This window comes from Pseudoalteromonas sp. AS84 (genome assembly GCF_038900255.1).
Taxonomy (GTDB): domain Bacteria; phylum Pseudomonadota; class Gammaproteobacteria; order Enterobacterales; family Alteromonadaceae; genus Pseudoalteromonas.
The window spans coordinates 46,560-71,610 of record NZ_JBBMQY010000013.1 but is presented as its reverse complement, the minus strand read 5'-3'; the positions used below and the strand labels follow the sequence as shown (position 1 = coordinate 71,610).

Below are 25,051 nucleotides of genomic sequence, written 5' to 3'. Positions count from 1 at the left end.
CCAAACTTACATTTTCCTTTTATTGTTACATTATATTTCTTTTTACCAAGAAAAATTTTTTGATGTTGTGAATGTATAATTGACCCACAGCTCGCCAGTATAACCATACTTTAATGCATTCTTTTGTGATGTTTGATATATGCTGCTTTTAGCATCCTCAAGCACCTCAGTACCGACGATTGTAAAGTTATGAATACCCAAATACTTTTTGTAAAGAGCTGAATCATGAATATCTAATATGTAGTCACCATCATTATCTAAGTCTAAAAAATCAGCTATATCATCATAATCCGAATCTAATGGTAAGCCTTTATCATTTACTTTTTCTTGATTATCTAAAATTGAATTACCATCGCTATCAAAGTCAATAAAGTTGTACAGGCCGTCTTCGTCTGGATCGGTGTACCCTTCGAACTTATCACTAATTGCATCGCAATCACTTTCTTCGTCGAGCATATTTAGAATGCCGTCACTATCGAAGTCTATTCCAATAGATGCATCTACATAGTATTCATAAAAATCGGGGATCCCATCTCCATCGGTATCTTGACTATTAGGAAGTATACCTAATGCCCTCTCTTTGTTGTCTGGGATACCATCAATATCTTCATCAAAAAAACATCTACTTAATATGTAAAACTTGGATTTCCGTCTGATTTAGCATCAATCACACCCAAATGAAATAAACCATTTTTAGGGATGATAACTGTTACAAATAAGGTTTTATTTCCTTTACTAGAATGAATTAAAGAAGAGTTAATAGCGAAGCCACTTTCATCAGAAAAATAAGCTTTTGGAGCAAAGCTTTCAGATTCATAGGTAACTAATGCTGAAACAAAATCTCCTTCTTTGCCATGAAAACTATAAAGGTCGCCATTGTCTCCTTTGTTTGAAATAGCACCTTTTATCCTAAAAGGGATCCCTGCAGCTAATGGTGAAGCAACACAGGGGTTATCATTAGGCTCACTGTCTTGAACTTCAATAAATTTAGAGCGATTAGTATTAAATGGGAAATCATCATCAACATCAGGCACTGCATCGCCATCTTCGTCTTTATTCTGCCATGTGCCTACATGGGTAGTTGGCTGAATAGTTTTTGCGTGTGACGGATCTGTATAAATGAGAGAGCAAAAAGCGCAGCCAGCAGTTAAAAGCGAGAGGTGAAATAGTGATATTTTCAAGAATCCATCCTTGTTATGTAATCCATAGTTCAGCCCATAAACTTAAACTATTTAATGACTTAATACAAACCACTTTAAAATAATCGCTTAAAGCAAAAAGGCATCACTAAAGTGATGCCTTTTATAATCAGTTACATATTACCTAAATAATACATCTTCTCGGTTAAACCATTTAACGCAAAATGCCAGTAGCCCAGCCGCAATGATTGCAGTAGCTAAAAATATTAAGCCCACAAATGTGTAATCAACAGTCCCTTTTACTATTTCTTTAATCGCTAAAGCCACGTTTGTAACAGGAATGAATGCTGTTTTAGCAGTAAGCTCCATATTTGGCATTATTGAAATAATAATAGGGAAAAATACACCCATGCTAAGCGGAGCCATGTAGTTTTGCGCTTCTTTAAACGTACGTGCATAGATAGATATAGCCAACGCTAAAGCCGAAAATATAGCTGCAACAGGTAATAGCAGTACAAATATCATCAGTAAATCGGTTACCGCTAATGTACTAAATGCCGCTTTAATAAAATCAAGATCAGCAAATGCAAGCGCTAGTGCTATCCAGCAGCCCATACTCAAGACCGTTATGGTTGTGGAGGCAATGGATGTAGTTAACAAAGTTATAAATTTACCAAGCACCAGCTCTGTACGCGTAATAGGTGTAAGTAGGAGTGTTTCTAGCGTGCCGCGTTCTTTTTCGCCAGCGCCTAAATCAATAGCTGGGTAAGTAGCCCCCATTAGTACTAATGGTATAAGTAAGTAAGGTAAAAACCCGCCAATTTTTTCGCCAAGGTTTTCACGTTTATCGGCTGTATCTACTTTAATGACTTCAATTGGATTAAGAATGGATTTTTGAACAGACTCTTCAATACCAAAACTGATTAGCTTTTGAGTTTGTAGCACGTCACTGTATTCTTTTGCGAGCTCTTTAACGCGTTCGAATAAAAAATTGATAGATTTTGAATCGTTAAATACAACCTGCCACTGGCTTTGTTCACCTTTATCTAGTGTTTGCTCAGCATGGCTAGGTAAATAGATACCCATATCGATATCACCAGCTATAACGCCAGCTTTAAGCTCTTCAATGTTATTAAAGGTTTTAGTGCCTTTATAAAGCTCAAAACTTTTGTGATAAAACACTTTATCAGTAAACTCTTGTGCGTATTCACCATTAATAATGGCATACGTATTTACTTTTTGTTCTGCATCCATCGCTGCTTGTGAGCTTATAAATGCCATTACAGCAAACAATAACGGAAATATAGCGACAGGGAGCGCAACAACAAATAATAGCGTTTTTTTGTCGCGTAATAACTCTCTTAATTCCTTTTTAAATACCTCAAACATCATGTTTCTCCGTTAATATGTTCATAAACGCTTGATTAAGCTCATCACTATTACCTGCTTGTTTAAATTCATCTACTGTTCCGTCAAAGCAGCTAATACCTTCGTTAATTACAGCGACTCGGTCACATAAAAGTGCAACTTCATCTAAATGATGGGTAGAAAAAATAACAGGAGTACCTTGCGCCTTCAAACCCTTAATAAATTGAATAACGGTTTGCGTGGTCATTATATCGAGCCCCGTTGTTGGCTCATCGAGCACCACTACTGCTGGGCGATGTACAACAGCACGAGCGATATTCGCCTTTTGTTTCATACCAGTTGATAGGTTTTCAGCGCGTTTATCTACAAACTTATGCATATCAAGCAATGTGAATAGCTCATCACAACGCGATGCAATATCGCTTTTGCTCATACCGTGAAGCTTTGCAAAATACTCTATGTTTTCTTTTACGGTTAAGCGGCCATACAAGCCGGTAGAACCTGATAAAAAACCGATAGACTTACGCCCTAATAACGGTTTTTTCACAATGTCGTTTCCAGCAATTGTTATTGAACCTTCATCGGGCTTTAATGCGGTTGATATCATTCTAAGTGTTGTTGTTTTACCTGCGCCATTGGGTCCTAGTAATCCAAGTACCTCACCCTTCGCGCAGCTAAAGCTTACGTCTCGTACTGAATGAAAATAGTCTTTATCTTCACGAGGATCGATGTCGTCTATTTTATTTTTTTTGTGATCTTTAGTTAGCTTAAATTTCTTTTTAAGCCCAGCAACTTCTATCATGTTCGTATCCTTCGTTTCGCTCTAAAATAATCTGTATTGTTATAAAAAGAGTCGTCTTTGTTTTCATCATGCCAACCAGGCACGCCTAATAATGGCAGTGGCGAAAGCTGTTTGTTATCGGCTAAGCAGTTATCTATTTTAATCATCTCATAAAGGGCTTGGTCTAGGTACTGATATTGAGTAACTAAATCTTTACAAAATGTTTCATCTGGTACACAAACAAACAATGCTTTACCCGTTAAACCTATATAAGGTTTGGTGAGCATTTCATAATTAGCATGGCCAAACATAAACGCTTTAATGCTTTTTCCCCATTCACTTTTATGCTCAACAAATGCTTTTTTCCATTGGTGATCGCGAAGCAATTCTTGCCATTTAGTATCGCTTATTGCCAATACCACACCACATTCGTCAAAGAGCGTTAATGCATTACGATGTTTAGTACGCTTTTGCAAACCATGTTCAGCTATATCTTGCACATGACGCTGGTTAATAAGCGCTTTGGTTTTAGGAAATAAACACCAAATAAAGCCACCAAACAAGTCATGCCAATTCTCACTGCGTGTAGGTACAACACCCGTTTCAAAAATAACTTGTTCGTAATAACGATCGCCAAAATCTACCTTTGCATCATCTTCAAAAGTAATAGGAATATTATTCGCATTAATAGCGGTTAAAAATGGAGAAAACCACTGCGGAGCCGGCCAATCAGTTAGTTCGTTAACTTTAAATAGCTCACGTAAGTGCGAAAATGCACCGGTTTCTAAACTACTAATTTGCCACTGCTCGGGGGGAGTAAAACGCTTCATTTAAACCTTTAACAATTTATGCCTATAATTTACGAGAAGTTTACCGCAAAAACTGGTTCTACTTAATAGAAGTTAATATACTAATCACAACTTAAAACAAAAAAAGAGCTGACATGAAACATTATTTCTCTCTCACACTTCTCGCTACTGCTGTTTTAGCAGGTTGCGCAACAACAAGTATTACACCTACTGATGTAACAAATGGTTATAACAGTATTCAAGCTGATGAATTGGCAAAACATGTAAAAGTACTCGCATCAGACGAATTTGGTGGTCGTGCTCCTTCATCACCTGGCGAAAAGCTAACGCTTGATTATTTAACTGCGCAGTTTAAAGCCCTAGGTTTAGAGCCAGGTAATGGCGACAGCTACTTACAAGAAGTTCCACTTGTGTCGCTTGAGGCTGATGCAAACATGGTATTAAGTATTGGTGGTAAAGACTATCAATACAAAAAAGACATGGTTATGGGGAGCAGCCGCATAAGCGCACAAGAAGGCATAGAAAATTCTGAACTTGTATTTGTGGGCTACGGCGTTAACGCACCTGAATACAATTGGAATGATTACGAAGGATTAGACGTTAAAGGCAAAACGGTTGTAATGCTGGTTAACGATCCAGGTTTTGCAACAAAAGACCCTGCTTTATTTACTGGCGACGCGATGACCTATTATGGTCGTTGGACTTACAAATATGAAGAAGCGAGTCGACAAGGTGCCGCTGGTGCAATTATTATTCATGAAACAGCACCTGCTTCTTACCCGTGGTCGGTTGTTGAAAACTCGTGGAGCGGCGAGCAGTTTGGTTTTCAAAAAGAAAACAACAACATGGACCGTGTAGCCGTTGAAGGCTGGGTCACAACTGACGTAGCAAAAGAGCTCTTTACTAAAGCAGGTTTAGATTTTGATACCGTTAAAACAAATGCTGCTAAAGGTGCTTACCATGTTGATATGGGCGATTTAACTGCTTCTGTTAATGTTAAAAATACGATTAAAAAATCAGTGTCGTATAACTTTATTGCCACTTTACCTGGTAGTGAGAAACCAGATGAGCATGTTATTTACTCGGCTCATTGGGATCACTTAGGTACAGATAAAACACGTAAAGGCGATCAAATTTATAACGGTGCTCACGACAATGCAACGGGTACCGCTGGGCTAATTGAAGTAGCTGAAGCGTTTACTAAATTACCAAAGCACCCTAGCCGCTCAATGACATTTTTAGCGGTAACTGCTGAAGAGCAAGGCTTATTAGGTTCTAAATACTATGCGGCAAATCCAGTGATTGCAGCGGATAAAACAGTCGCTAACATAAACATGGATAGCTTAAATTTATTAGGCAAAGTAAAAGACATGAATGTGGTTGGTATAGGTAAATCACAAATGGATGAGTTTTTAGAAACTGCAGCTAAAGAGCAAGGCAGAACAATATCAGGCGATCCTAAACCGTCATCTGGTGGTTACTACCGCTCTGATCACTTTGCATTCGCTAACATGGGTATTCCGGCTATGTACGCAGGTGGCGGCACCGTGGCTGCTGATGAAGAAACGGCTAATTACCGTAAACGTATGAGCTTAGTACTTCGCGGTTGTTACCATCAACCATGTGACCGTTACCGTGATGAATGGGATTTATCGGGTGCTGTTCAAGACTTACAATTATTTTATAAGGTAGGTTTTGATATTTCTGAAACAGAACAGTGGCCAACGTGGAATACAAACTCTGAATTTCAGCGTAAGTAGTTCTATTTAATCACAGCCTAAAATTTAAGTTTAAACTAATTTAGATTTAGCTATCGAAAAACTCAAACAGAGTAATCGATTTAAATAGATGCAAATGATATTGATTATCATTTAATTAAAATATACAGTGTGACCTAGTTAATTTATTAGGTCGCATTGTATGACTTCACTTCCTCACATTGGTTTTATTACTCCTGCCTCAAAACGATTTTTGAGCCAAAATAAACGCTTACTGCTGCCTTTATTTATTTTAACTTGCCTTGCAATACCGCAATTACGCGAAATTACAATGACCGCACTCAGTGATGCATTTTTTCAAGTGAGTGTGTTTGTTGCTGCTACCCTTTTAATTTATTACTACGCTATAGAACACTTACCTCAATTAGAGCTTAGTTATTTAAGTGCCAAGTCCCCTATTTTAGAAATTAGCTTTGCAGCGGTTTTAGGTGCATTACCTGGCTGTGGTGGCGCTATTATTGTGGTTACTCAATTTACGAAAGGCCAAGCAAGCTTTGGTGCTATTGTTGCGGTGCTAACAGCTACAATGGGCGATGCAGCGTTTTTATTACTTGCTACCCGCCCTACTGAAGGCTTGTTAATTATGGGAATAGGGTTAGTTGTGGGTACATTTAGTGGTTTACTGGTTAATACAATACACAAAAAAGACTTTTTACGCCCAACAGTGCAAGAACAAAAGCACCAAATTAAAATACTCTCAGCTAACATTATTAAAATCAGTAAACCGGTTTGGATGGTAGCAATTATCCCAAGCCTTATAATTGCCTTTTTGATTGCATTTAATGTTGATTTTTCACAGTTTGGTTCAAACACAAGCACTGTAATTACACTATTTGGTGCATTAATGGCTTTATTTATTGTTAGTATTTGGGCACTTTCGTCAAGAGGTGAAAGCTATCAAGAAGTAACGTCAGAAGACGATACCTGTCACCCCCCTTCTAAAATAATAAAAGTATTACAAGATACCCATTTTGTTACGGCATGGGTTGTAGCCTCTTTTATGCTATTTGAGATTTTGGTTAACATTGCCGGACTTGATTTACAAACGTGGTTTGTACATTACGCCTATTTGGCCCCATTAATTGCAGTGCTTATTGGATTTTTACCCGGCTGTGGCCCGCAAATAATTGTTACAACGCTTTATATTCAAGGCATTATTCCCTTTAGTGCTTTAGCAGGAAACGCAATTTCTAACGATGGTGATGCGTTATTCCCAGCAATAGCAATGGCGCCCAAAGCTGCAGTTATAGCTACACTTTATACGTCTATTCCCGCATTAATAGTTGGTTATGGATTGTATTTTTTTGCTGAAATTTAAAAAATGAGATTTAAAAACGCAAAAAAGCTCAGCAATTGCTGAGCTTTTAACATGTTAAGTTATTCTTACTTATACAGTAGTTGGTTCTGCTGCTAATTCTTTTGGATTTGGACCAAAATCGTTCTCGCCTTCGTGCGAATCTTGCGCAAGAAAAACAATTAAAACAATCCAACCGATGATTGGTACTAACCAAAGTAACTGCCACCAGCCTGAACGGCCTGTGTCATGAAGACGACGTGCACCCGCACTTAAGCCAGGAATTAATAGCGCTAAGCTATAAATAGAGCCAATGAACATTGTTCCTAGTACACCATCAATCGCATTACAAACTACTGAAAAAATGAAGTTAAATAATATAAACATCCAATATGCTTTACGACGATTACGGCCTGAAAAATCTGCGTAGCTACGCAACGCGTTCATATAATGTTCCATGAAATTTCCTTAGTGTTATTTTTTATATTCCCTAACGGGGTTAATCTAATTACTTTTTAGTAACATTTGTATCTTAATTAAAAACAGCTCAAATTAAAACAAAAAACCAGCTAAAAGCTGGTTTTTATTACATATTAACAATTTAGCTATTAACTCATAGCCATCATCATTGCTGATGGATTTTCTAAGTACGATTTCCATAAATTATTAAAACGAGCAATAGTGCCCCCATCAATAACACGATGATCCCCAGACCAACTCACTTGCATAATAGCTTTACTTACAACTTGCCCACTTTCGTCAAAACGCGGTAAATGCTGTAGTTTACCAAGCGCAACAATCGCCACTTCTGGTTTATTAATTATAGGGGTCGCAATAGTGCCGCCAATCGCACCAATGTTAGAGATGCTAATTGTCCCACCTTTTAAATCATCCGGTGCAACACGCCCTTCTCGCGCTGAATGAGTTAAGCGGGTTAAATCATTTGCCACATCAACAATGCTCTTACTCTGGCACGATTTAATGTTAGGCACTAACAAGCCGATTTTAGAATCAACCGCTATACCAATATTATGATCGTTATAATAGGTAAGCTCTGAGCATTCATCGTTCACTTTTGAATTAAGTACAGGGTACTCTTTCATTGCTAGCGACAATGCTTTTACAAAAAATGGCATCATAGTGAGTTTTACGCCTTGTGCTTTGTACTGCTCTTTTAAAGAACTACGCAAAGCTATAAGCTGTGTTAAGTCTATTTCATCACTAAACGTAAAGTGCGGAATAGTTGAAACCGACGCTACCATTTGCTTGGCCATGGCCGCTTTAATGCCTTTAATTTGCTCGACTCTTACGCCACCGCTTTGATTCTGCGTTTGGTTTTGTACTGCACTTTGAGAAGCATCGCTATCAAGCGGTGAAGTATCAATAGTATTTGGCACTTCGCCTTTTACAAACTCTTCAATATCTTGCTTGTAAATACGTCCATTTTTACCACTACCTGGTACACAGGTTAAATCAACATCAAGTTCACGTGCTTTTCGACGAACCGCAGGCGATGCCACCGCTTTTTGATTGATAACTTTAGCAGCTTGCTGCGTTTTAACAGGGGCAACATTTTCAGCGACGGCATTAGTTTGAGCCTTTACGACCGCTTGGTTTATATCAACATTTGGTTTTGCTGCACTGCCTGCAATTGTCATTTGAAACAACGGGCTATGTACTTTGGCTATTTCGCCTTTTTGATAATATAACTTTTGTACAGTGCCTGTATATTTTGCCGGAATTTGTACTAATGCTTTGTCGGTCATTACGTCACAAACCGCTTGGTCTTCTTCTATTTCGTCGCCTTCAGCAACTAACCAATCAACAATCTCACACTCAACAATACCTTCACCAATATCCGGTAATATAAAGTCCTCAACCACATCAGCTGCATCATTAGTTTTATTTCCAGCTTGTACTGGCTCTTGTACTACTTCATTGCTAATGCTTTCACCTGCTACATCCATAGCAAATAAAGGAGCGTGTACCTTAGCAATCTCTCCTTTTTGATAATATAACTTTGAAATTACGCCATCATGCACTGCCGGAATTTGTACTAATGCTTTGTCTGTCATAACATCGCAAATTGGCTGATCCTCAGATACGGTATCGCCTTCTTGTACTAGCCACTCAACTACTTCGCACTCAACAATGCCTTCACCAATATCGGGTAATATAAAATCTTTAGCCATGGTAACCCCTAAAAATCCATTGATTGTTTAATTGCAGCCAACACTTTTAGTGCGTCCGGTACGTATTCTTTTTCAAGTGCCAGCGGGTATGGCGTATCTAAACCACATACACGTAATATTGGCGACTCTAAATGCAAGAAACACTCTTGTTGTATTGTCGCGGCTATCTCTGCACCAAAGCCATTGGTTATAGGCGCTTCATGACTCACGATTAAACGGCCGGTTTTAGTAACCGATTTAGCAATCGTTTCAACATCCCAAGGTAAAATACTACGAAGGTCAATTACTTCACAGCTTATACCTTGCTCGCTTGCTTGCTTTGCTGCATCTTCAATAATCTCCATTTGAGCACCCCACGCTAAAAGCGTAATATCACTACCCTCTTGTACTACTTCAGCCGTGCCTAATTCAATACTATAATCTTCTTCTGGCACTTCGCCAATTGATGCACGATATAAACGCTTAGGCTCAAAAAATATGACCGGGTTATCATCTTTAATTGATGCACGTAATAATCCTTTAGCTTGATAAGGATTACGCGGTACAACTACTTTCAAACCTGGTGTGTGCGAAAAATACGCTTCGGGTGATTGTGAATGGTACAAACCACCGGCAATGCCACCGCCGTAGGGCGTACGAATAGTTAAGTTACCGACATTAAATTCATTACCACTGCGATAACGAAACTTAGCGGCTTCATTTACTATTTGATCAAACGCTGGAAAAATATAATCAGCAAATTGAATTTCTGCTAATGCAGGCGCACCAAAAGCCGCTAAACCATTAGCAAAACCTAAAATACCTTGCTCAGTTAAAGGCGTATTAAAAACACGATGTTTACCATACTTCTCTTGCAAGCCAGATGTTGCTCTAAATACACCACCGAAGTAACCAACATCTTCACCAAAAATACAGGCTTGAGGGTGTTCATTCATCGTAATATCCAGAGCAGAGTTAATTGCGTGGAGCATGTTCATTTTAGCCATTACTTAATTCTCCCTGCGGTTACTGGGTAAGCATCTGGATGCTGTTTTATATGTTCTTTTAGTTGCTCGTACTGGCGTTGCAATAATGGAATTGGTGTATCGTAAACGTCAGATATCAATTCTTCTAAAGCGGGCTTCGCAACAACTTCAGCACGTTTAAGCGCTGCTAAAATTTCTTCACGAATCGACTCTTTTGCTTTTAAATCGTCTTCTTCGTTTAACCAGTCTTGCTTGACCAGCCATTTTCTAAATTTATCAATAGGACACGTTTGATGATTCGCTTCTTCATCTTTAGAGCGATAACCACTTGGATCGTCTGACGTAGAATGCGCTCCTAAACGATAAGCAATCGATTCAATAAGTACAGGTTCACCTTGTGTTGAAGCTATTTCGCGTGCTTTTTCAGTCGCCGCATACACAGCAAGTGCATCGGTGCCATCAACACGAATTGTTTTAATACCATAACCCACTCCACGAGAGGCAATACCATCGCCTTTAAACTGCTCATCAGCAGGGGTAGATATGGCATAACCGTTATTACGTGCAAAAAATATAACCGGCGCTCTGTGAACCGCTGCCATATTTAAACCAGCATGAAAGTCACCTTCAGATGCAGCACCTTCACCAAAATAACAAATGGTTACATTATCAATTGTGCTGGAAAGCTCGCCTGTTTTAGCGTCGATGTGCTTTATTTTTTGGCCATATGCATAACCTGTTGCCTGTGGTATTTGCGTACCCAATGGCGATGAGATCGTCATGTAGTTTAGCGCTTTAGAACCATAGTGAATTGGCATTTGACGACCTTTGCCTAAATCCAATTCATTTGAAAACATTTGGTTCATAAATTGATCAAGCGTAAAGCCACGATAATGCAGTGCTGCCTGTTCACGATATTGAGCCATGATCATATCGTCTTGATCAAGTGCAGCAGCAGAGGCTGTAACTGCGGCTTCTTCGCCTAGGCATTGCATATAAAAGCTAACACGGCCTTGGCGCTGCGCGCCTTGCATACGTTCATCTAACAAACGTATAAAACGCATTGTTTCATATAACTTAATAGCGGTATGTTTTGAAATATCAGGTGCGGTTGCACTAGGATGAATGTCGCCGTCCTCAGTTAAAATACTAAGGGTTGGAATATTAAGCGCTTGACCATCAATAAATTCAAGCTCGTGGTTAATATTCAGCGATACGTTATTTGGATTACTCATAACCTACCTTCTTTTGTTGTCGGTAAAACAGTGCCCCTTTAAATTATTATTATGGGTGATTGCTGCTGGTTAAACTTTGCAACATCTGCACTATCTTTAATTAAAGCTGCCAACACTTTACGTTAACGTAAAGTGTTATTCAACAGATCTGGGACGAAACAAAAGCAAATACAGGTTAAATAAGTGGCAAGTTAACGATACGGTTACTTTAATTAATAGTAATCATATAGTTAACTTGAAGACATCAGTGGTCTGATGAGTTTAATTAGACGAAATTGCTATCAATATCCATTGGAATAACTGTAAGGAGTGCTCTTTGCCCTAATGCTACGCTCGCATTTGGGAAAATAATAGCCTCTCCTTCAACGTCAGCATGAATCGCTTTATCACCGTCGGTTGCAAGTAGTTCACCTTTCGCAAAGCCAGTAAAGTTCTCAGCATTATCAGAAAAAGGAAAACTAAAATCGTCCTGCGTTCTATTAATTGTGCGATGGACAGCAAATAACTCAAAATCGTTTGCATTAAATTCAGGATATTCAACTTCATTTTGACTAATTAATGCAGTTAAGGTTTGCTTTGTTTTTTCAAAGCGAGCCATGTCGTTTTGGCCAAATGGTTTAACTTGACCTAGCTCTACGGTAAATGAATCAGCTCCATGTATAAATGACGAATAATAGCTAAATGTTGTTGCAGGAGATTTCATCATAAGTACGGTATTTACACCACAACTCAATAAAAATTGTAACTGCGACTTTTTCCAAGGCTTACCATGTAAAAATGGATACACAGCAAATTTTTCGTTTTTAGAGCCTCTAATTGCAGTGTGTAAGTCGTAGTGACACCGGCTACTGCCTTGCTCGCCACGCGTATAAAAATCGCTTACGTATTGCTCAAGCTTTGCAGCACGGGTACGCTCATTATTCATTGGTACACCTTCAACTGTATGGTGACCATTAAATAATCTATTTAAGTTTTCTTCTACAAAACGCAGGCCAATATTAATTGATTGTGGATTACCATAAATAAACAAAGCGCGCTGTTTAAGTATCAGCTCGCCTTTTATAATTTGTTTAATAAGTGCATCACAAATTTCAATTGGCGCAGTTTCGTTACCGTGTACGGCGCTTGAATAAACTACATCTTTTGACGTTGTAACAGCAGGTTGAAACTCAATGACTCCGGTATCGTGTATATTTACACGAGTCCCATTATCTAAAACAAACTCACCTGCAGCTAAATGCCATTCGTTGTCACGACTAAGCGTTAAAAAATCGCCCGTTTGTTTTAATTCATTTAAGTAAGATGGATTGGCTGACATATAATAAGCCCTTTAAAATAATGTGAGAGTAGACTCTTATGCATATATTTTTATATACACAAGGTATAGAAACGAAAACGGCTGAATAAATCAGCCGTTTTAAAATTATTAGATTAAGTTAGCTTATAACTGAATCTACAAGCTTTTTAGCTTCTTTTTCAAGTAACGCTAAATGCTCTTCACCTTTAAATGATTCAAGGTATATTTTATAAATATCTTCAGTACCTGATGGACGCGCTGCAAACCAGCCGTTCTCAGTTACCACTTTTAAACCACCAATGGCGGCATCGTTACCTAGTGCATGAGTCAATTTTTGCAAAATAGGCTCGCCAGCAAGTGTATCTGCTTTAACATCAGAAGCACTCAATGCTTTTAAACGTGCTTTTTGACCGCTTGTGGCTGGTGCATCTAGACGTTTATAAATTGGAGAACCAAACTCTTGTTCTAATTCTTTATAAAGCGCTGATGGCGTTTTACCTGTCACAGCAAGTATTTCTGCTGCTAGCAAGCCCATAATAAAGCCATCTTTATCTGTACACCATACAGAGCCGTCAAAACGTAAAAATGCAGCACCTGCACTTTCTTCGCCACCAAACGCTAGCTTGCCTTTGCTTAAGCCTTCAACAAACCATTTAAAGCCTACTGGTACTTCTTTAACTTTTCGTTCATTTCGTGCCGCTACTTTATCTATCATTGAGCTTGAGACCAACGTTTTACCAATTTCTACGCTTGAGCTCCAATCACGATGCTTGAGTAAGTAATCAATTGCAACTGCTAAAAAGTGATTTGGATTCATTAACCCATCAGGCGTTACAATCCCGTGACGGTCGTAGTCAGGGTCATTACCAATAGACACATCAAAATCATCTTTTAGTGCAATAAGATTTGCCATTGAATAAGGTGATGAACAATCCATACGAATTTTGCCGTCTTTATCAAGTGGCATAAAAGCAAAACGCGGATCAACAACATCATTAACTACAGTTAAATCTAAATTATATTTTTTTGCAATGACTGGCCAAAAGTTGATGCCTGAACCACCTAGTGGATCGATACCAATTTTAATACCTGCATCGCTGATTGCTTTTAAATTAACGATATTTGCTAAGTCATCAATATAAGGAGCCATTAAATCTTCGTAGCGGATAAAGCCAGAACGCGATGCTTTAGCGAATGGGAATAACTCAACTTCAACTAAATCTTCTAATAAAAGTTGATTAGCTCTGTCTTCAATCCACTTAGTTACGTCGGTATCAGCTGGTCCGCCATTAGGTGGATTGTATTTAAAGCCACCATCTTCAGGAGGGTTATGCGAAGGCGTAACAACAATCCCGTCTGCTAATTCATTTGGGTGTAGTTTATTGTGGCTCACTATAGCGTGGCTGATAACTGGCGTTGGTGTAAAATCACCGTTTTCTTGCGTTATCACTTGCACTTCGTTAGCAACTAATACTTCAATAGCCGAGTTAAATGCCGCTTCACTCAATGCGTGTGTGTCTTTGCCTAAAAATAACGGACCAAATATGTCATTTTGTTTTCTGTAATCACAAATAGCCTGAGTAATCGCTAGAATGTGTGACTCGTTAAATTTAACATCGTAAGAACAACCACGGTGCCCTGAAGTACCAAAAGCAACACAATGATCTGGATTTTGTTCAAGATCAGGTTCGTTTAAGTAGTACGCAGATACTAATTTAGGTACATTAACCAATGCCGATTGTGGAGCAGTTTTGCCTGCGCCTGAGTGAATAGCCATTATATTTCCTTACAGGTAATCGCGAATTTTTTCAGCTTGCTCTGCACTATATCCAAGGCAAAGAGCAACTTCATGAAGCATCATTTTTTTACGTGTTGTATTAGAGTTAGTCATAACCCAATATTCACTATCGGTTATGTTCTTAGGGTTCATACTACTCCCGCTGTTTACTAAAGCTTCTTTACTAGTAGCAAAGTAAACACGGTCACGCCCTTTTATGTCTAATACCGCAGAAAAATCAGTTTTATGTGTGCGGTAAAATGCACTTAAAATAAACAAAAAGCGTCCAACAACGCCCTTTTGCATTGCCAGCTCTTCTTTATTTAATACATTAAAAACATTATCGCTTTTTTGCTTCACTGGTGCGTGAGCTAAAGGCGTTTGTTTTTTTGCAGTCTCAGCAGCAGATGGCTCTGAGCTTTTTAATGTGGCGGTAGACGTGGTCGCAGTTTGATTATTTTGAGTTAGTTCTACGTTTGCGGTTTGAATTTTTTCGCCGCTCAGATTTAATAAACGACGTAAAATAGTGGATGCACTTTCACCAATACTTTGCGTATTGCTTGCAATATATTGATATAACTCGTCGTCTATGTCGATTTGTTTCATGTTCTTCCTGTCATTACGGGTCACATTTTTTTCTCCCGTGTGATTATACCCAAACCAATCAGAAATGCGAGTTACAACAAGCACTCCCGTAAACATATTAATATTTACCTAATTGTTGTTGATTTAAAGCACAAAAGCCCAATTTAGTAAATAGTCGCTGTATTTTTTGCTTTTTAGAGCAATGCTCGGCAAACTATGGCGAAATTTTCAGGAGGCGGGTATGCAGTTAAATTACAGGCAACAAGGGCAAGGTCCTAATGTTATTTTGATACATGGGCTTTTTGGATCATTAGAAAACCTAAATGTAATCGCAAAACCATTAAGTGAACACTTTAATGTTATTAACGTTGATTTACGTAACCACGGACTTTCACCGCATAGCAAGGAAATGAACTACCCGGCAATGGCTCAAGATATTGTTGAGTTATTAGCAGATTTGAACATAGATAAAGCACATTTAGTTGGGCATTCTATGGGTGGTAAAGTGGCAATGGAATTAGCGCTTACACATCCTGAACTTGTAAATAAGCTTGTTGTACTTGATATAGCACCTGTTAGTTACCCCGCTCGCCACACAAAAATATTACAAGCATTAAAAGCGGTTTCAGCGCAGTCAATAGACGATAGAAAGCAAGCTGATGTAATTATGCAACCTTATATAGAAGAACTGGGAGTGCGACAGTTTCTACTTAAAAGTCTCGCTAAAAATGAGGAAGGTCATTTTGCATGGCGGTTTAACTTAAATGTGCTTGACGAAAAATATTCTACAATCACATCCAATGTTAATGAAAATAATTCTTGTTCATGCGATACTCTTTTCATTAAAGGTAATGATTCTGACTATATTTTGCCCGAGCATCGTACTGCAATTAAAGCTCGCTTTAAAAATACTAAAGCTAAAATAATTCATGGCGCAGGCCATTGGCTTCATGCTCAAAAGCCACTTGCTGTAAATAAAGCGATAAACGACTTTTTAACTGCGGTTTAAAGTAATTTTAATCGCGTGTTTTTGATTTTGCGCACTAAATATATGAATAATTATATGCTATAGTACGCGCCGTTTAATTTAAAGGTTATACGTTGATGGTCAGTCAGTTAATTAACGAATTTGATACCCTAGGGTTGTATTTTGGCTTAGCCGGTATTTTCATATTCATCGGCATGGCAATTAAAGACGTACTAAAAAGTGGCAATGTGCCTAAGTTCGGACAATACATTGTCTGGGGCGTGCTCTTTTTAGGTTGTTCGGGCTTTATTGCTAAAGGGCTTATTCAAGTATTTTGGCAAGGCGCAGGTGTAGGTTAAGCATGGCGAAGTCAGAAACAGATAGAACTACACTCGATTTATTTGAATACGAAAAACGCCCAGGCAGACCTAAAACCAATCCCCTTTCACGGGATATGCAGTTAAAGGTAAATAAACGTAATCAAATAAAAAGAGATAAAGCACGTGGTTTAAAGCGTGTTGAATTTAAAGTTTCATCGCAGTTATATCAAGCATTGAGTGATATGGCAGATGCACAAAATATTAGCCGCAGTGCGCTGATTGAAACAATTTTACAAGAAAGATTGGCTATTGATACATAAAAGGTTTTAAATCCATGGCAAGTGTAGGCATTTTTTTCGGAAGTGACACAGGTAACACAGAACACGTAGCAAAAATGATCCAAAAAGAATTGGGTAAAAAGCTAGTGGCTGTTCATGATATTGCAAAAAGCTCTAAAGAAGAGATTGCTGAATTTGATTTGATCTTATTCGGTATCCCTACTTGGTACTACGGCGAAGCACAATGTGACTGGGATGATTTTTTTCCAGAGCTTGAAGAAGTAGACTTTGAAGGTAAACTTGTCGCTATTTTTGGTTGTGGAGACCAAGAAGATTACGCTGAGTACTTTTTAGATGCGATGGGCATGATCAACGATATCGTTACTGAGCGTGGCGCTATTGTGGTTGGTCATTGGCCGAGCGAAAGCTATGATTTTGAAGCATCTAAAGGCATGGCTGATGATAAGCACTTTGTAGGTTTAGGTATCGACGAAGACCGCCAACCAGAGCTTACAGAACAACGTGTTAAAGCATGGTCTGCCCAAGTATATGAAGAAATGTGTTTGAGTGAGCTAGCTGACTAATTTACAACATATATCGCTAACTGTTTAAATAATTATCAAACAGTTAGCGTTTTAAGCTTTAGTGGCAATATAAATCAATTGTTCTTTGCACTTAACGCTTAGGCACGTTATCCTGTTTGTTGCTAATGTGTCGTGTACATCTTTGCAAGATGTCTAGTATAACCAAATAAAATTGAGACAGATTTAATGACTGATCATAACTTGGAACTTAAAAAAGCCGGTTTAAAAGTAACTTTACCGCGTATTAAAATATTAGAGATTTTACAATCTCCAGATAACCAACACATCAGCGCTGAAGATGTTTACAAAATTCTTTTGGATTTAGGCGAAGAAATTGGTCTTGCAACTGTATATCGCGTACTTAACCAATTTGATGATGCGGGTATTGTAAGCCGTCATCACTTTGAAGGTGGCAAATCAGTATTTGAACTTTCTGGAAGCACACACCACGATCATTTAGTATGTTTGAAATGTGGCAAAGTGGTAGAGTTTGAAGATGAAATGATTGAACGTCGTCAACTTGAAATTTCTGAAGAAAATGGTATTACACTTACAAACCACTCTTTATATTTATACGGTGAGTGTAATGATAAAGCAGCGTGTAAAGAGTTTAGCGACGCTAACAGCTAATACCGCTTTTAAAAAGCAATAAAAAACCTGCTATGTGTAGGTTTTTTTGTGTCTAAAATACGCTTGTAATAAACATACCCAGTAAAAACTGGGGATATTAAACCTGAACTCTGGTTAAGAGATTTACCAACATATTGAATCATGGTGATATTTAAATTTATTTTCTCTAGCCAGAGATTTTAAGTGAAAACAAGGCGAATTCACGCGTCAATAGCTGGCCTATTGCAAGTAAATTCAACGCAGTTAGCGCTGAAAATAGCTGTTCGAGATAGATTTATTATCCAGAGTTCAGGTTTTTTAGATATTACTTATTGAGTTTTAGACCATGAATCGCGAAGACCCACTGTTTGGTTAAATACAACGTTCTCTGATTTAGAATCACGAGAGAAATAACCTGTACGCTCAAACTGAAAGCCCTGCTCTGCTTGTGAATTGGCAAGCGATGGCTCTAATTTAGCGTTTGATAAAACAACCAGTGACTCTGGGTTTAGTGTAGTTTCAAACTCATCAGCGGCTGCTGGGTTTGGCACACTAAACAAACGATCGTATAAACGAACTTCTGCCGTAATAGACTCTGGTGCTGAAACCCAATGAATAACACCTTTTACTTTACGTCCGTCACTTGGATTTTTGCCCAGTGTTTCAGCATCGTAAGTACAGAAAATAGTTGTGATTTCGCCGTTTTCGTCTTTTTCAACACGCTGTGCTTTAATAACATAAGCGCCACGTAAGCGTACTTCTTTATCAAGCACTAAACGTTTAAACTTGTTATTCGCTTCTTCTTTAAAGTCTTCTCGTTCAATATAAATTTCGCGAGTAAATGGTACATCACGGCGACCCATTTCTTCTTTATTTGGGTGATTAGCCACAGATAAAACCTCAACCTTGTCTGCTTCGTAGTTTTCAATAACAACTTTAACAGGATCGAGTACGGCCATTGCACGCGGTGCATTTTCGTTTAAGTCTTCACGGATACACGCTTCAAGCATGCCCATTTCAACCATATTCTCTTGCTTTGTTACACCAATGCGCAAACAAAACTCACGAATTGAGCCCGGTGTATAACCACGGCGACGTAAACCTGCAATTGTAGGCATACGTGGGTCATCCCAGCCCTCAACAAAATTGTTTACCACTAAGTCGCTTAGCTTACGCTTTGACATAATAGTGTATTCAAGGTTTAAGCGTGAAAACTCAATTTGTTGTGGATGACACTCTAAACTAATGTTATCAAGTACCCAATCGTATAAACGACGGTTATCTTGGAATTCTAATGTACATAACGAATGTGTAATGCCCTCTAGCGCATCAGAAATACAGTGCGTAAAGTCATACATTGGATAAATGCACCACTTGTCTGCTGTTTGATGATGATGAGCAAAACGTACACGGTAAATAATTGGATCGCGAAGCACCATAAATGAGCTTGCCATATCAATTTTTGCACGCAAGACACATTCACCTTCTTTGAATTCGCCAGCACGCATTTTTTCAAATAACGCTAGGTTTTCTTCAACTGAAGTATCTCTGTATGGGCTGTTTTTACCTGGCTCTTTTAATGTGCCACGATATTCACGTGCTTGATCTGCTGTTAAAAAACAAACGTACGCTAAACCTTTTTCAATTAACTCAACAGCGTAGCCATATAAAGTATCAAAATAATTAGAAGAATACTTTATATCACCATCCCAATTGAAACCTAACCACTGAACATCTTCTTTTATAGAATTAACGTAGTTAATATCTTCTTTTTCTGGGTTTGTATCGTCGAAACGTAGGTTACATAAACCATTGTAATCTTTTGCGATGCCAAAATTTAAACAAATTGATTTGGCATGACCAATATGCAAAAAACCATTTGGTTCAGGTGGGAAACGTGTATGCGTAGTGGCATGTTTTCCACTTGATAAGTCTTCATCAATTCGGGTTCTAATAAAGTTACTTGGGCGATTCTCAGTTTCCGCCATAGGAGTGCAGTCCTCTAAATATTACGTAATAACAAAACTAATGCATTATTACAAAAACATACACTAACATACAGCAATAGATTAAGGTTTATTTTAGATATTACTTAACTTTAATTCAGCTTAACTCTTGTTTATGAATAAAATTTGTTTTAGCGCAATATTTAAGTCATCAAAGCCAATTATAGTAGCAAAATAACCTACTTTATAAGGATTCGAAGATGGCTACACTTAATCAACATCGTGTATATATTCCAACTAACGCACGTGCAAACCACTACCTTTTAGCAGAAGTCACCCCTAATCAGGATTTTTACAAAAGCTTTAGTAATATAAATTGTTGCTATGAACGTGTTGCGCGCCAACTGTTTGCTTCTTGCGATGAATATGAGCTTTATAATGTGCACTTATTAGCGAATGATAAATTGCCCGTTGTAAGGTTTAATGATGAGTCTTATCAGTTTGAGACAGATAAACAGATGCTCTTTTTTTATAACCCTTGCTATCATGAAGCGCATAAGATTTATTACACTGAAGGTACACAGAGTAAAAAAATACGTATTCTATTTTTAGCTACAGGCGATGATTTACGAGCCAACTCTGCAGAATTTCATAATAAAGTTCAAAAAGTCTTAAACACTCTACAAGAACAACTTTTAGTAAATCAATCCCAGTTTAAACTTCGCGATCATCAACACTTAACATATGACCTATTTGCTAAAGAAAAAGGCAATAAAGAAAGCTATGGTTACAAATTAAGAAGCCTTTTCCCTCGCTATCAGTCAAGACAATGCAGCATACCCGATGATCACGCAGAGATGACTTACGCGACTTTTACTATACCGGTTTCGCGCGCTATTAAAACGCAATTTCAAACACTAATGAACACAAATGACTATGCTAAATTTTATGACTACTTTGCCTACTCATTTATACGTGCGTGTCAAAATAACAACCTGAATCATGGCTCTATGGTTGCTAATGGCGCAACACCTATTATACGAAACAGTAAAATTGATAAAAGTGAAGGCAATGCAGAACTTCAAAAATTAAGTTTTGATATTGACTCTAATGAAAATCAGATTAAGTATTTTTATGAGGCAAATAAACTAGTAGAGACCCTACATTTTGTAGTGGTTGCTACGCAACAGGATAAACACGAAATGGGGTACGGTCGATTTATGAACCAAGTGGAAAAAACAATTCATTCTCTGTGCAATGAGCTAGCCATAAATAAGCAGCGACAAGATTTATCTGTACGTTTTTTCCAACATATTAGTTACCCGTTTTAAATTTTCATCTAATAACAAAAAGGCCCGCATATGCGGGCCTTTTTAAAGGAAACAAGCGATTACCAGCCTGTTTTCTCTTTAAGTGCTTTACCGATATCAGCAAGTGAACGTACAGTTTTTACGCCCGCAGCTTCTAATGCAGCAAATTTCTCATCAGCAGTACCTTTACCACCAGCAATGATTGCGCCAGCGTGACCCATACGCTTACCTTCTGGTGCAGTAACACCAGCAATGTAAGATACTACAGGTTTAGTTACGTTTGCTTTGATGTACTCTGCAGCTTCTTCTTCTGCAGTACCACCAATTTCACCAATCATTACGATTGCTTCAGTCTGTGGATCTTTTTCGAACATTTCTAGAACGTCGATAAAGTTAGTACCTGGAATTGGATCACCACCAATACCAACACACGTAGACTGACCAAAACCAGCATCAGTAGTTTGCTTAACTGCTTCGTACGTTAAAGTACCAGAGCGAGAAACAATACCTACTTTACCAGGTTTGTGGATATGACCAGGCATGATACCAATCTTAGTCTCACCAGGAGTGATAACACCTGGACAGTTAGGACCGATCATACGAGTACCTGTTTGATCTAGTTTGATTTTAACATCAACCATATCAAGTGTAGGGATACCTTCAGTGATACAAACAATCAGCTCGATGCCAGCATCGATAGCTTCTAAGATTGCATCTTTACAGAAAGGAGCTGGTACATAAATAACTGAAGCTGTTGCGCCAGTTTCTTGAACAGCATCACGAACTGTGTTGAATACAGGAAGACCAAGGTGCGTTTGACCGCCTTTACCCGGGCTAACACCACCAACCATTTGTGTACCGTACTCAAGCGCTTGCTCTGAGTGGAAAGTACCTTGGCCACCAGTGAAACCTTGACAGATAACTTTTGTATCTTTATTGATTAATACAGACATTATTTGCCCTCCGCAGCAGCAACAACTTTCTCAGCAGCGTCTGTTAGTGATTCAGCAGCAATGATATCTAGACCAGAGTTCTTAAGAACTTCACGACCTAATTCAGCATTAGTACCTTCTAAACGTACAACAACTGGTACGGTTACGCCAACTTCTTTAACTGCACCAATGATGCCTTCAGCAATCATGTCACAACGTACAATACCGCCAAAGATGTTTACTAAAACAGCTTTAACATTGTCGTCAGAAAGAATGATTTTGAATGCTTCAGAAACACGTTCTTTAGTCGCGCCGCCGCCAACATCTAGGAAGTTAGCCGGTTTGCCGCCATGTAGGTTTACGATGTCCATAGTACCCATCGCTAGGCCTGCACCGTTAACCATACAACCAACATTGCCATCTAGAGCAACGTAGTTAAGTTCGAAGCTTGCTGCGTGTGCTTCACGTGCATCTTCTTGAGATGGATCGTGGAACTCACGGATTTTAGGTTGACGGTAAAGTGCATTACCATCGATACCGATTTTGCCGTCAAGACAGTGAAGATTACCTTCGTCTGTGATTACTAACGGGTTGATTTCAAGTAGTGCGAAATCAAAATCAGTGAACATTTTACCAAGACCCATAAAGATCTTAACAAACTGCTTCATTTGTACTGGGTTAAGACCCAATTTGAAGCCTAGCTCACGTGCTTGGAAAGCCTGTGGACCCACTAGTGGATCGATTTCAGCTTTGTGGATAAGCTCAGGTGTTTCTTCTGCAACAGTTTCAATTTCAACGCCGCCTTCAGTAGACGCCATGAAAACTACTTTGCGAGATGCACGGTCAACTACTGCACCTAGGTACAATTCGTTAGCAATGTCAGTACAGCTTTCAACTAAAATTTTAGCTACTGGCTGGCCTTTCTCGTCTGTTTGGTAAGTAACTAGGTTTTTACCCAACCAGTTAGCTGCAAACGCTTTTACTTCGTCGATAGTTTTAACTAGCTTTACACCGCCAGCTTTACCACGTCCACCTGCGTGAACCTGAGTTTTAACAACCCACATATCACCGCCGATTTTTTCAGCAGCTGCTGCAGCTTCTTCAGGTGTATCGCAAGCGAAACCTTGAGAAACTGGTAAACCATATTCGGCAAAAAGTTGTTTTGCCTGATACTCATGCAAATTCATGATGCTTTATCCAATTTTTTATACTAAAAGAGCTGAATATTTTTTCAAATAAACAACTATCCCAAATTGCGCACCTAGTATAGATCCCAAGGCTTAACATGAAAACCCCAGTAAGACCAAAGGCGCAAAAAAAAAGCTGTGAATGTTCATTCACAGCTTACATTTCATACAACTAGATTAAACATCTAGCAATAAGCGAGTTGGATCTTCAAGTAACTCTTTAATAGTCACTAAGAAACCAACAGATTCTTTACCATCAATAATGCGGTGGTCATAAGAAAGTGCTAAATACATCATAGGAAGTATTTCAACTTTACCATTTACAGCCATAGGACGGTCTTGGATTTTATGCATACCCAAAATCGAAGATTGTGGCAAGTTAATGATAGGTGTAGATAGTAATGAGCCAAATACTCCACCGTTAGTTATAGTGAAGTTACCACCAGTCATATCAGCAAGCGTAAGCTTACCATCACGACCTTTAAGTGCTAGTTCACGAATACCTTTTTCGATTTCAGCAACAGATAGTTTGTCACAATCTTTAAGTACTGGAGTAACTAGACCTCGTGGAGTAGATACTGCAATGCTAATATCAAAATAGTTATGATAAACAATATCGTCACCATCGATTGATGCGTTAACATCTGGGAAACGCTTAAGTGCCTCAGTTACCGCTTTCACGTAGAAAGACATGAAACCTAAACGAATACCATGACGCTTTTCAAACACTTCTTGGTACTGCTTACGAAGGCTCATGATTGGTTCCATGTTCACTTCGTTGAATGTTGTTAACATTGCAGTTGAGTTTTTAGCTTCAAGAAGACGTGTTGCTATCGTTTTACGTAAACGGGTCATAGGAACACGTTTTTGAGTACGATCGCCCATCGGTGCTGCTGGAGCAGAAGCTTCTGCTTTTTTAGCCACTGGCGCTGGTGCTTTTAAGAAAGTATCAACGTCTTCTTTAGTTACACGACCATTTTTACCCGTGCCATTAATCTTAGAAGCGTCTAGGCCTTTCTCAGCGATTAAACGACGAACTGATGGTGTTAACACATCTGAACTTTCGCTTGAATCTGCTGCTGGCGCAGAGTCTGCTTTTGCAGCTGGAGCCGCTGGTGCACCGCCTGCTTTAACCGAACCAATTACTTGCTCGCCTAATACAGTATCGCCTTCGCCGTGAATGATATCACCCATGATGCCATCTTCTTGAGCTACTACTTCAAGAACAACTTTATCTGTTTCAATATCTACCAAGTTTTGGTCGCGTGTTACCGCGTCACCTGGTTGTACATGCCATGTAGCAATTGTTGCGTCTGCAACTGATTCTGGAAGTACAGGTACTTTAATGTCCACTTCTTTACCTTCTGATGCTGGTGCTGATTGCGCCGCTGGCGCGTCTTCTGATTTAGCTGGTGCTGATTCTTCTTTAGTTGAACCTTCACTTGCTGGCGCTGCATCAGCATCACCAAGTAAACCCATAACTTGATCGCCAAGTACGGTTGCACCTTCTTCTTGTGATATTTCTGTAATTACACCGTCGTGCTGTGCAACCACTTCTAAAACCACTTTATCTGTTTCAATGTCTACTAAGTTTTGATCGCGAGTTACTTTGTCGCCAACACTTACATGCCATGTAGCAACGGTAGCATCTGCAACCGACTCAGGAAGAACAGGAACTTTAATTTCTGTGCTCATTGC

Annotated in this window: 24 protein-coding genes; 8 read left to right on the top strand and 16 right to left on the bottom strand. The window is 38.8% G+C overall.

Annotated elements, in window-relative coordinates:
* Positions 1 to 42: 42 nt before the first annotated feature.
* From WNY79_RS13785 to WNY79_RS13765, 5 genes are all read right to left on the bottom strand, one after another.
* A complete protein-coding gene (locus tag WNY79_RS13785) occupies positions 43 to 456 on the bottom strand; it encodes a hypothetical protein (protein ID WP_342876119.1) in 414 nt (137 codons plus the stop codon).
* Positions 457 to 626: 170 nt separating this feature from the next.
* Positions 627 to 1,181, bottom strand: coding sequence for a hypothetical protein (locus WNY79_RS13780; RefSeq protein ID WP_342876118.1), 555 nt, complete (start codon positions 1,179 to 1,181; stop codon positions 627 to 629).
* A gap of 138 nt (positions 1,182 to 1,319) precedes the next feature.
* Positions 1,320 to 2,528: an ABC transporter permease gene (locus tag WNY79_RS13775; RefSeq protein WP_197120981.1), complete on the bottom strand. Its 1,209-nt coding sequence runs from the start codon at positions 2,526 to 2,528 to the stop codon at positions 1,320 to 1,322.
* Positions 2,521 to 3,309, bottom strand: a complete 789-nt coding sequence (locus tag WNY79_RS13770; RefSeq protein ID WP_007586825.1) for an ATP-binding cassette domain-containing protein — start codon at positions 3,307 to 3,309, stop codon at positions 2,521 to 2,523. The genes WNY79_RS13775 and WNY79_RS13770 overlap by 8 nt, the downstream gene beginning before the upstream one ends.
* Positions 3,306 to 4,118: a DUF3025 domain-containing protein gene (locus WNY79_RS13765; RefSeq protein WP_170070844.1), complete on the bottom strand. Its 813-nt coding sequence runs from the start codon at positions 4,116 to 4,118 to the stop codon at positions 3,306 to 3,308. The genes WNY79_RS13770 and WNY79_RS13765 overlap by 4 nt, the downstream gene beginning before the upstream one ends.
* Positions 4,119 to 4,231: 113 nt before the next feature.
* On the opposite strand from WNY79_RS13765, the gene WNY79_RS13760 reads away from it, so the two are divergent.
* On the top strand, positions 4,232 to 5,857 hold the full coding sequence (locus tag WNY79_RS13760; RefSeq protein WP_294117001.1) for a M28 family metallopeptidase: 1,626 nt from the start codon (positions 4,232 to 4,234) through the stop codon (positions 5,855 to 5,857).
* Positions 5,858 to 6,017: 160 nt separating this feature from the next.
* Positions 6,018 to 7,193: a putative manganese transporter gene (locus tag WNY79_RS13755; RefSeq protein WP_342876117.1), complete on the top strand. Its 1,176-nt coding sequence runs from the start codon at positions 6,018 to 6,020 to the stop codon at positions 7,191 to 7,193.
* Between the two features lie 69 nt (positions 7,194 to 7,262).
* On the opposite strand, the gene WNY79_RS13750 is transcribed toward WNY79_RS13755, so the two are convergent.
* The 7 genes from WNY79_RS13750 to seqA all read right to left on the bottom strand — a co-directional run bounded on the left by WNY79_RS13750 (position 7,263) and on the right by seqA (position 15,241).
* Positions 7,263 to 7,628, bottom strand: coding sequence for a DUF805 domain-containing protein (locus tag WNY79_RS13750; RefSeq protein WP_010552684.1), 366 nt, complete (start codon positions 7,626 to 7,628; stop codon positions 7,263 to 7,265).
* 149 nt (positions 7,629 to 7,777) lie between these two features.
* Positions 7,778 to 9,361, bottom strand: a complete 1,584-nt coding sequence (locus tag WNY79_RS13745; protein ID WP_342876116.1) for a dihydrolipoyllysine-residue acetyltransferase — start codon at positions 9,359 to 9,361, stop codon at positions 7,778 to 7,780.
* A gap of 8 nt (positions 9,362 to 9,369) precedes the next feature.
* Positions 9,370 to 10,347, bottom strand: coding sequence for an alpha-ketoacid dehydrogenase subunit beta (locus tag WNY79_RS13740; RefSeq protein WP_342876115.1), 978 nt, complete (start codon positions 10,345 to 10,347; stop codon positions 9,370 to 9,372).
* Positions 10,347 to 11,561, bottom strand: a complete 1,215-nt coding sequence (locus WNY79_RS13735; protein WP_024599565.1) for a thiamine pyrophosphate-dependent dehydrogenase E1 component subunit alpha — start codon at positions 11,559 to 11,561, stop codon at positions 10,347 to 10,349. The genes WNY79_RS13740 and WNY79_RS13735 overlap by 1 nt, the downstream gene beginning before the upstream one ends.
* Before the next feature lie 265 nt (positions 11,562 to 11,826).
* Complete coding sequence (gene astE, locus WNY79_RS13730; RefSeq protein WP_342876114.1) at positions 11,827 to 12,879, bottom strand: succinylglutamate desuccinylase; 1,053 nt, start codon at positions 12,877 to 12,879, stop codon at positions 11,827 to 11,829.
* A gap of 118 nt (positions 12,880 to 12,997) precedes the next feature.
* Positions 12,998 to 14,635, bottom strand: a complete 1,638-nt coding sequence (gene pgm, locus WNY79_RS13725) for a phosphoglucomutase (alpha-D-glucose-1,6-bisphosphate-dependent) (RefSeq protein ID WP_342876113.1) — start codon at positions 14,633 to 14,635, stop codon at positions 12,998 to 13,000.
* A 9-nt stretch (positions 14,636 to 14,644) separates the two neighbouring features.
* Positions 14,645 to 15,241, bottom strand: coding sequence for a replication initiation negative regulator SeqA (gene seqA, locus WNY79_RS13720; RefSeq protein ID WP_076924595.1), 597 nt, complete (start codon positions 15,239 to 15,241; stop codon positions 14,645 to 14,647).
* Between the two features lie 220 nt (positions 15,242 to 15,461).
* Between seqA and WNY79_RS13715 the strand changes: the two genes are divergently transcribed.
* The 5 genes from WNY79_RS13715 (at position 15,462) to fur (ending at position 17,999) form a co-directional block, all read left to right on the top strand.
* Positions 15,462 to 16,229 (top strand): alpha/beta fold hydrolase, encoded by a 768-nt coding sequence (locus WNY79_RS13715; RefSeq protein WP_024599569.1) that lies wholly within the window; start codon positions 15,462 to 15,464, stop codon positions 16,227 to 16,229.
* A gap of 95 nt (positions 16,230 to 16,324) precedes the next feature.
* The gene (locus WNY79_RS13710; protein WP_002962930.1) at positions 16,325 to 16,546 is read left to right on the top strand and encodes a DUF2788 domain-containing protein; all 222 of its coding nucleotides are present in this window, start codon (positions 16,325 to 16,327) and stop codon (positions 16,544 to 16,546) included.
* A 2-nt stretch (positions 16,547 to 16,548) separates the two neighbouring features.
* Entirely contained in the window at positions 16,549 to 16,827 is a 279-nt protein-coding gene (ybfE, locus tag WNY79_RS13705; RefSeq protein WP_002962928.1) for a LexA regulated protein, read from the top strand.
* 14 nt (positions 16,828 to 16,841) lie between these two features.
* Positions 16,842 to 17,369: a flavodoxin FldA gene (gene fldA / locus WNY79_RS13700; protein ID WP_007586856.1), complete on the top strand. Its 528-nt coding sequence runs from the start codon at positions 16,842 to 16,844 to the stop codon at positions 17,367 to 17,369.
* A gap of 186 nt (positions 17,370 to 17,555) precedes the next feature.
* On the top strand, positions 17,556 to 17,999 hold the full coding sequence (gene fur / locus WNY79_RS13695; protein ID WP_007586857.1) for a ferric iron uptake transcriptional regulator: 444 nt from the start codon (positions 17,556 to 17,558) through the stop codon (positions 17,997 to 17,999).
* A gap of 308 nt (positions 18,000 to 18,307) precedes the next feature.
* Here the strand turns inward: fur and glnS are convergent, their stop codons facing one another.
* Entirely contained in the window at positions 18,308 to 19,966 is a 1,659-nt protein-coding gene (gene glnS / locus WNY79_RS13690) for a glutamine--tRNA ligase (protein ID WP_342876112.1), read from the bottom strand.
* A 218-nt stretch (positions 19,967 to 20,184) separates the two neighbouring features.
* Here glnS and WNY79_RS13685 point away from each other — a divergent pair, with 218 nt between their 5' ends.
* Complete coding sequence (locus tag WNY79_RS13685; RefSeq protein WP_342876111.1) at positions 20,185 to 21,255, top strand: DUF3083 family protein; 1,071 nt, start codon at positions 20,185 to 20,187, stop codon at positions 21,253 to 21,255.
* 59 nt (positions 21,256 to 21,314) lie between these two features.
* On the opposite strand, the gene sucD is transcribed toward WNY79_RS13685, so the two are convergent.
* From sucD to odhB, 3 genes are all read right to left on the bottom strand, one after another.
* Positions 21,315 to 22,187 carry a succinate--CoA ligase subunit alpha gene (sucD, locus tag WNY79_RS13680; protein ID WP_024599573.1) on the bottom strand — a complete coding sequence of 291 codons (873 nt, stop codon included), beginning with the start codon at positions 22,185 to 22,187 and terminating at the stop codon, positions 21,315 to 21,317.
* A complete protein-coding gene (gene sucC / locus WNY79_RS13675; RefSeq protein WP_024599574.1) occupies positions 22,187 to 23,353 on the bottom strand; it encodes an ADP-forming succinate--CoA ligase subunit beta in 1,167 nt (388 codons plus the stop codon). Before sucC ends, sucD begins: the two co-directional genes overlap by 1 nt.
* A gap of 177 nt (positions 23,354 to 23,530) precedes the next feature.
* Positions 23,531 to 25,048: a 2-oxoglutarate dehydrogenase complex dihydrolipoyllysine-residue succinyltransferase gene (gene odhB, locus WNY79_RS13670; RefSeq protein WP_342876110.1), complete on the bottom strand. Its 1,518-nt coding sequence runs from the start codon at positions 25,046 to 25,048 to the stop codon at positions 23,531 to 23,533.
* Positions 25,049 to 25,051 lie beyond the last annotated feature (3 nt).